General features: G+C 72.8%; 6 protein-coding genes. 4 read left to right on the forward strand and 2 right to left on the reverse strand.

Annotated features, from left to right (window positions below):
* Both AB0B89_RS34550 and AB0B89_RS34555 read left to right on the forward strand, forming a co-directional pair.
* Positions 1 to 547: ABC transporter permease (locus tag AB0B89_RS34550; protein WP_358561394.1), on the forward strand; the 547-nt coding region annotated here is incomplete at its 5' end.
* A complete protein-coding gene (locus AB0B89_RS34555) occupies positions 544 to 1,419 on the forward strand; it encodes an ATP-binding cassette domain-containing protein (RefSeq protein ID WP_358561397.1) in 876 nt (291 codons plus the stop codon). The genes AB0B89_RS34550 and AB0B89_RS34555, both read left to right, overlap by 4 nt.
* Positions 1,420 to 1,448: 29 nt before the next feature.
* On the opposite strand, the gene AB0B89_RS34560 is transcribed toward AB0B89_RS34555, so the two are convergent.
* On the reverse strand, positions 1,449 to 2,678 hold the full coding sequence (locus AB0B89_RS34560) for an isochorismate synthase (RefSeq protein ID WP_358561400.1): 1,230 nt from the start codon (positions 2,676 to 2,678) through the stop codon (positions 1,449 to 1,451).
* Positions 2,679 to 2,922: 244 nt separating this feature from the next.
* Here AB0B89_RS34560 and AB0B89_RS34565 point away from each other — a divergent pair, with 244 nt between their 5' ends.
* Positions 2,923 to 3,777, forward strand: a complete 855-nt coding sequence (locus tag AB0B89_RS34565; RefSeq protein WP_358561403.1) for a GDSL-type esterase/lipase family protein — start codon at positions 2,923 to 2,925, stop codon at positions 3,775 to 3,777.
* Between the two features lie 96 nt (positions 3,778 to 3,873).
* Here AB0B89_RS34565 and AB0B89_RS34570 read toward each other — a convergent pair whose 3' ends face one another.
* A complete protein-coding gene (locus AB0B89_RS34570) occupies positions 3,874 to 4,473 on the reverse strand; it encodes a TetR family transcriptional regulator (protein ID WP_358561406.1) in 600 nt (199 codons plus the stop codon).
* A gap of 55 nt (positions 4,474 to 4,528) precedes the next feature.
* Between AB0B89_RS34570 and AB0B89_RS34575 the strand changes: the two genes are divergently transcribed.
* A partial coding sequence (locus AB0B89_RS34575) for an FAD-dependent monooxygenase (protein ID WP_358561409.1) occupies positions 4,529 to 5,487 on the forward strand: 959 nt, incomplete at its 3' end.

Genomic DNA, 5,487 nt, shown 5'->3' on the forward strand with positions numbered 1-5,487 from the left:
GGTCAAGCTCGCCGACGGCACGGTCAACTGGCTGCGCCCCTCGGTCGTACGCGTCTATCCGAGCGGGAGCCCCGGCTTCGCGCCCGTGGTGCGGCTCGGGGTCACGGCCCTTGCCACCTGGGTCCTGATGCGGTCGAGGGCCGGGAACTGGATCTTCGCGGTCGGAGGGAACGAGCGGGCGGCACGCGCGGCCGGCGTCCCCGCCGCCCGTACGAAGATCGCGCTGTTCATGACCACCGCGACCGCCGCCTGGCTGGTCGGATCGATCATGGCGCTGCGCTTCACCTCGGTCCAGGCCAACTCCGGCATCGGGCAGGAGTTCATCTACATCATCGCCGCCGTGATCGGCGGCTGCCTGCTCACCGGCGGGTACGGCTCGGCGATCGGGGCGTCCATCGGCGCGGTGATCTTCGGGATGGCCGACAAGGGCATCGTCTTCGCCGGATGGGACGCCGACTGGTTCAAGTTCTTCCTGGGCGCGATGCTCCTGATGGCGACCCTCGCCAACCGCCTGCTCCGCCGCTACGCCGAGGAGGTGCGGCGATGACCCCGCCGCTACTCGAAGCCCGCGACGTGGGCAAGGTCTTCGGCAGCGTGATCGCCCTGCGGGGGGTCTCGATGCTCGTACGGCAGGGCGAGGTGGCCTGCGTGCTCGGCGACAACGGGGCCGGCAAGTCGACGCTCATCAAGATCCTCGCGGGGGTGCACGTCCAGGACAGCGGCGAGTATCTCCTCGACGGCGTCCCGGTGCGGTTCGGCGGTCCGCGCGAGGCCCTGGACCGGGGGATCGCCACGGTCTATCAGGACCTCGCGCTGATCCCGCTGATGTCGGTCTGGCGGAACTTCTTCCTCGGGTCGGAGCCGGTCACCGGGCCGTTGCGCCGCTTCGACGTGGCACGGGCCAAGAGGGTCGCGCGCGAGGAGCTGCGCGCCATGGGCATCGACATCCGCGACGTGGACCAGCCGGTCGGCACGCTGTCGGGCGGCGAGCGCCAGTCGGTGGCCATCGCCCGCGCCGTGTACTTCGGGGCCCGGGTGCTGATCCTGGACGAGCCGACCTCGGCGCTCGGGGTCAGGCAGGCGGGCGTGGTGCTCCGCTACATCGCCCGGGCGCGCGACCGGGGTCTCGGGGTGGTCTTCATCACCCACAACCCCCACCACGCCTTCCCCGTGGGTGACCGGTTCCTGCTGCTCAACCGGGGCGCCAGCCTGGGGCAGTTCGACAAGGACGACATCACCCGCGACGAGCTGACGTCCCTGATGGCAGGGGGCGCCGAGCTCGACGAGCTGGCCCACGAGCTCGGCCGCGAGATACCAGCCGGGTCCGGCCGCGAGGTCCCCGCTGGGTCCGGTCCCGAGGTCCCCGCTGGGTCCGGTCCTGGGGAGACCGGCGGGCCGCCCGCCTCGGGCGTTCCGTAGGGGCGCGCCGGGGGAGGGCCGGCAGGAGATCAGCCCTCCAGGGCGTACCTCATCACGCGGAACTTGGCCTGGGCCTCGGCCAGCTCGGCGGCCGGGTCGGAGCCGCCCATGATGCCGCACCCGGCGAACAGCCGGGCCCGCCGCCCCTCGACGTAGGCGCAGCGCAGGGCGATGCCCCACTCGCCGTCGCCCCGCGCGTCGATCCAGCCGACCGGACCGGCGTACCCGGCGCGGTCCATGCCCTCCAGTTCGCGGATCACATCCAGGGCCACCCCGGTGGGCGTGCCGCCGACGGCCGCGGTGGGATGCATGGCCGCGACCACGTCGAGCACCGACGCGCCGTCGGCCAGCCGCCCCTGGACCCGGCTGGCGAGGTGCTGCACGTTGGGAAGAACCAGCAGCTCGGGCTCGCCGGGCACCGTGAGCGAGGCGCATAGCGGCGTGAGTGCCTCGCGCACCGAGGCCACCGCGCACGCGTGCTCGTGGCGGTCCTTGGCCGAGGCGAACAGCGCCGCGGCCTTGGCCTTGTCGTCGGCCGGGCCGGCCCCCCGGTAGGTGGTGCCGGCCAGCACCAGGGACTCGATGGCCGTGCCGGTGTGCCGCACCAGCAGCTCGGGTGTGGCGCCGACCAGGCCCGCGCAGGAGAAGGTGTAGCAGTCGGGGTAGGCCCGGGCCAGGCGGTCGAGCAGGACCCGTACGTCGATGTCGCGCTCGGCCCTGGCGAGCAGGTCGCGCGCGAGCACGACCTTCTCCAGCCGCCCCGACCTGATCTCGCCCACGGCGCGGGCCACGGCGTGCTGCCACTCGAGCGCGGTCAGCGAGCCGTCGCCGTACACGATGCGGCCGGGGGACGCGGCGGGCGCCATCAGCTCGATGGGGGCGTCACCCACCGTGGTCAGCCACGCGCGGCCGTTCCTGCGGCCGAGCACCACCCGGGGGACCACCAGCACCGAGCCGGCGACGTCGGGGTCGAAGGTGAACGAGCCGAACGCGACCGGGCCCGAGCCGGGCACGTGCACGTCGTCGTCGATGTGGGCCTCGCCGAACTGGGCGGCCAGCCACCGCCTGGCCCAGTCGAAGCGCCCCGGCCCCGGGGGGACGCTCACCCGTGCGGCCTCACCCCAGGCCACCAGGCCTTCGCCCTGGTGGACCCAGGCGTACGGCGGGGCCTGCGGCAGTCGCGCGATCAGGTCTTCGGGGTGATGGATGGGGATGCTGCGAACCAGCGGGGGGCGGGTTATCCCGAGCGCGACACTCACTCTGCCCACCTTATGCGGAAACTGAACGCGTTCGACATCGGGTGGCCTCATCACAGCCCCGCGCGCTCAGGGTGATTCGCCGTCATGGGCGCCTGCACACGCTCCGTGACCTGTCAAGCCGCGATAGGAACTTGGTCAACGGTAGCAACGCCTCGCCCGGAGGTAATAGAGCCCACCCTTCCCGATCTCTACCTTGGGTTCTCGATCTCCAACCCGGGATCGATCGTCCCAGGTGGAGGTGACCATGGTCAGAAGGATCGCGCTCGTTCTCGCCGCATCGGCCGTGCTGGTGCCCGGCACGGCCGTCGCGGCGGCGGCCGAGCCGGTGCCCGCGGTGATGGCGGCGCTCGGCGACTCGATCAGCGCGGGCTTCAACGCCTGCGGCTGGTATGTCTCCTGCACCTCCCGGTCGTGGTCGGCGGGTGACGCGGCGGACGTCGACAGCCACTACCTCCGCCTGCTCGCCGTCGGCCCGGCCGTCAAGGGGCACAACCTCAACTTCGCCGTGCCCGGATCCACCAGCGCCGAGCTGGCCGCCCAGGCCGAGAAGGCCGTGGCCGCCAGGGCCTCCTATGTCACGATCCTGATCGGCGCGCAGGACGCCTGCGTCGCGAGCGAGTCGCGGATGACCCCCGTGGCGACCTACCGTGCCCGCATCGACCGGGCCTTCGCCGTGCTCGCTTCGGCGGGGGTGAAGGTCTTCGCCGCCAGCATCCCCGACCTCAAGCGGCTCTGGCGCATCGGCAGGGAGAGCGTGCTGGCCAAGTCGTTCTGGACGATCGGCGGCATCTGCCCGACCATGCTGGCCAACGCCTCCTCCGACGCCAAGAAGGACCAGGCCCGCAGGGACCGCGTCAGGGAGCGCGTGCGGGACTACAACACCGCGATGGCGCAGGCGTGCGCGGCGTACGGCCCGGACTGCCGGTCCGACGGCGGCGCGGTCTTCTCCTACCCCTACACCCTCGACCACATCAGCAAGTGGGACTTCTTCCACCCCAACGCCGACGGCCAGCGGGCGCTGGCCAAGGTGACGTTCCGGATGGGCTTCCGGTGGGAGCAGCCCCTGATCCCCGGGCCGCTCGCCGTCGCCCCCCAGTGACATCGGCTCGGCGACGCACGGTGCGGGCGGGGGCCGGAGCCGGCCGAGCAAGGCCACGGCCCCGCCGTGGGGGATGTCGACGGCCCATCTCTTGATCTACAAAGTAAAGGCGGCCGGGTCGTCCGGTACGGCCGAGCCGTACACCATGGTGTCGACGATGGCCTCGACGGCGGGCCGGGTGACACTGCTGGGGGGTGCGCTGACCAGGGCGAACAGGGCGCTGCCGTAGAGCGCGATGAGCGCGGGGACCTTCTCACGCGCGATCTTCAGTCCCAGCTGGTCGTGATGCCCGGCGGTGACGCGCACCGCGACCTCCTGCAGCCCCGCCAGCGCTGCGGCCAACGCCGGGCGGCGCACCGCCTCCAGCTGTAGCTCGAAGATCGCGAGGTAGCGGTGGCGCAGCGTGGTCGCCGCCGCGAGCAACGACTCGGTCAGCATCTCCACCAGGTCGGCGCCGCCCGCAGGTTGGTGCCCGGCCGCCTGGTCCATGTCCGCCAGGTGGAGCTCGACCACCCGCTCGGCGGCGGCGACCAGCAGCGCCTCGCGGCTGCGGAAGTAGTTGGACGCCGTACCGGCCGGCAGCCCCGCCTCCTTCTCCACCGCACGATGGGTCACCCCGTGCACCCCCGAGGCCGCCAGCAGGTCGATAGCGGCGTCCGTCAGGGCCTGGCGGCGGGCAGGGTTGGTGGGCGGCACCGGGCCATGCTATCAATGGCCGTAGTAGTACGATCGTAGTGAATGGAGGGGTGCCATGCGTGTCGTCGTGGTCGGTGCCGGGCTGGGCGGGGTGGCGGCCGCGGTGGGCCTGCACCGCCAGGGGCATCAGGTGACCCTCTACGAACGGGGCGCCGAGCTCCGCGAGGCGGGCACCGGCGTGGTGATCATGCCCAACGGGCTCCGGGCGCTGGAGGAGCTCGGCTACGACACGTCAGGGCGGTCCACCCCCGCCCGCAGCGCCGGGCTGCGCGACTGGCGCGGGAGGCCGCTGCTGATCACCGACGCCGTGCGGGCACAGCGCGAGGTCGGGTCGATGATCGTGGCCGACCGGGCGGAGCTGCACCGCTCGCTGCGCGCCCCACTGCCCGCCGAGACGGTGCGGACCGCGACACCGGTGGAGTGGCTGGAGCACGGAGTCAACGGAGTGGCGGTGTTCAGCGGCGGCGAGCGCGTCGAGGAGGCGGACGCGGTGATCGTGGCCGACGGGATCGGCAGCAGGCTGCGCGGGCAGCTGTTCCCCGGCCACGGCGGGTCGCGCAGGATCGGCCGCATGGACCTACGCGGCACCCTGCCCCGCCCTGCGGACCTGGACGTGGAGGAGTTGCTGGCCGCCATCCTGATCGACCGGCGCACCGGAGCGATGTTCGGGCTGTTCCCCATCGACGCGGACGGGCTGTACTGGTTCACCGACTCCGTGCTGCCGGAACCCGTCCCGGGGCCGGAGGAGGCGCGCGAGCGGATGCTGGCGCTGATGTCCGACTGGCACCCGGCCGTCCCCGCGCTGCTGGCGGCCACGCCCGCCGAGGACGTCTACGTCGACCCGATCGCCTGCCTGGCCAAGCCGCTGCCGACGTTCGCGACCGGCAGGATCGCGCTGCTCGGCGACGCCGCGCACGCCATGACGCCCGACCTCGGGCAGGGCGCCAGCCAGGCCTTCGAGGACGCCGCCGCGCTCGCCCGACACCTGTCGGGCACCGGGGCCGCCGAGCTGGC

The sequence above is a fragment of the Sphaerisporangium sp. NPDC049002 genome, from assembly GCF_040649355.1.
In the GTDB taxonomy this organism is placed as follows: domain Bacteria; phylum Actinomycetota; class Actinomycetes; order Streptosporangiales; family Streptosporangiaceae; genus Sphaerisporangium.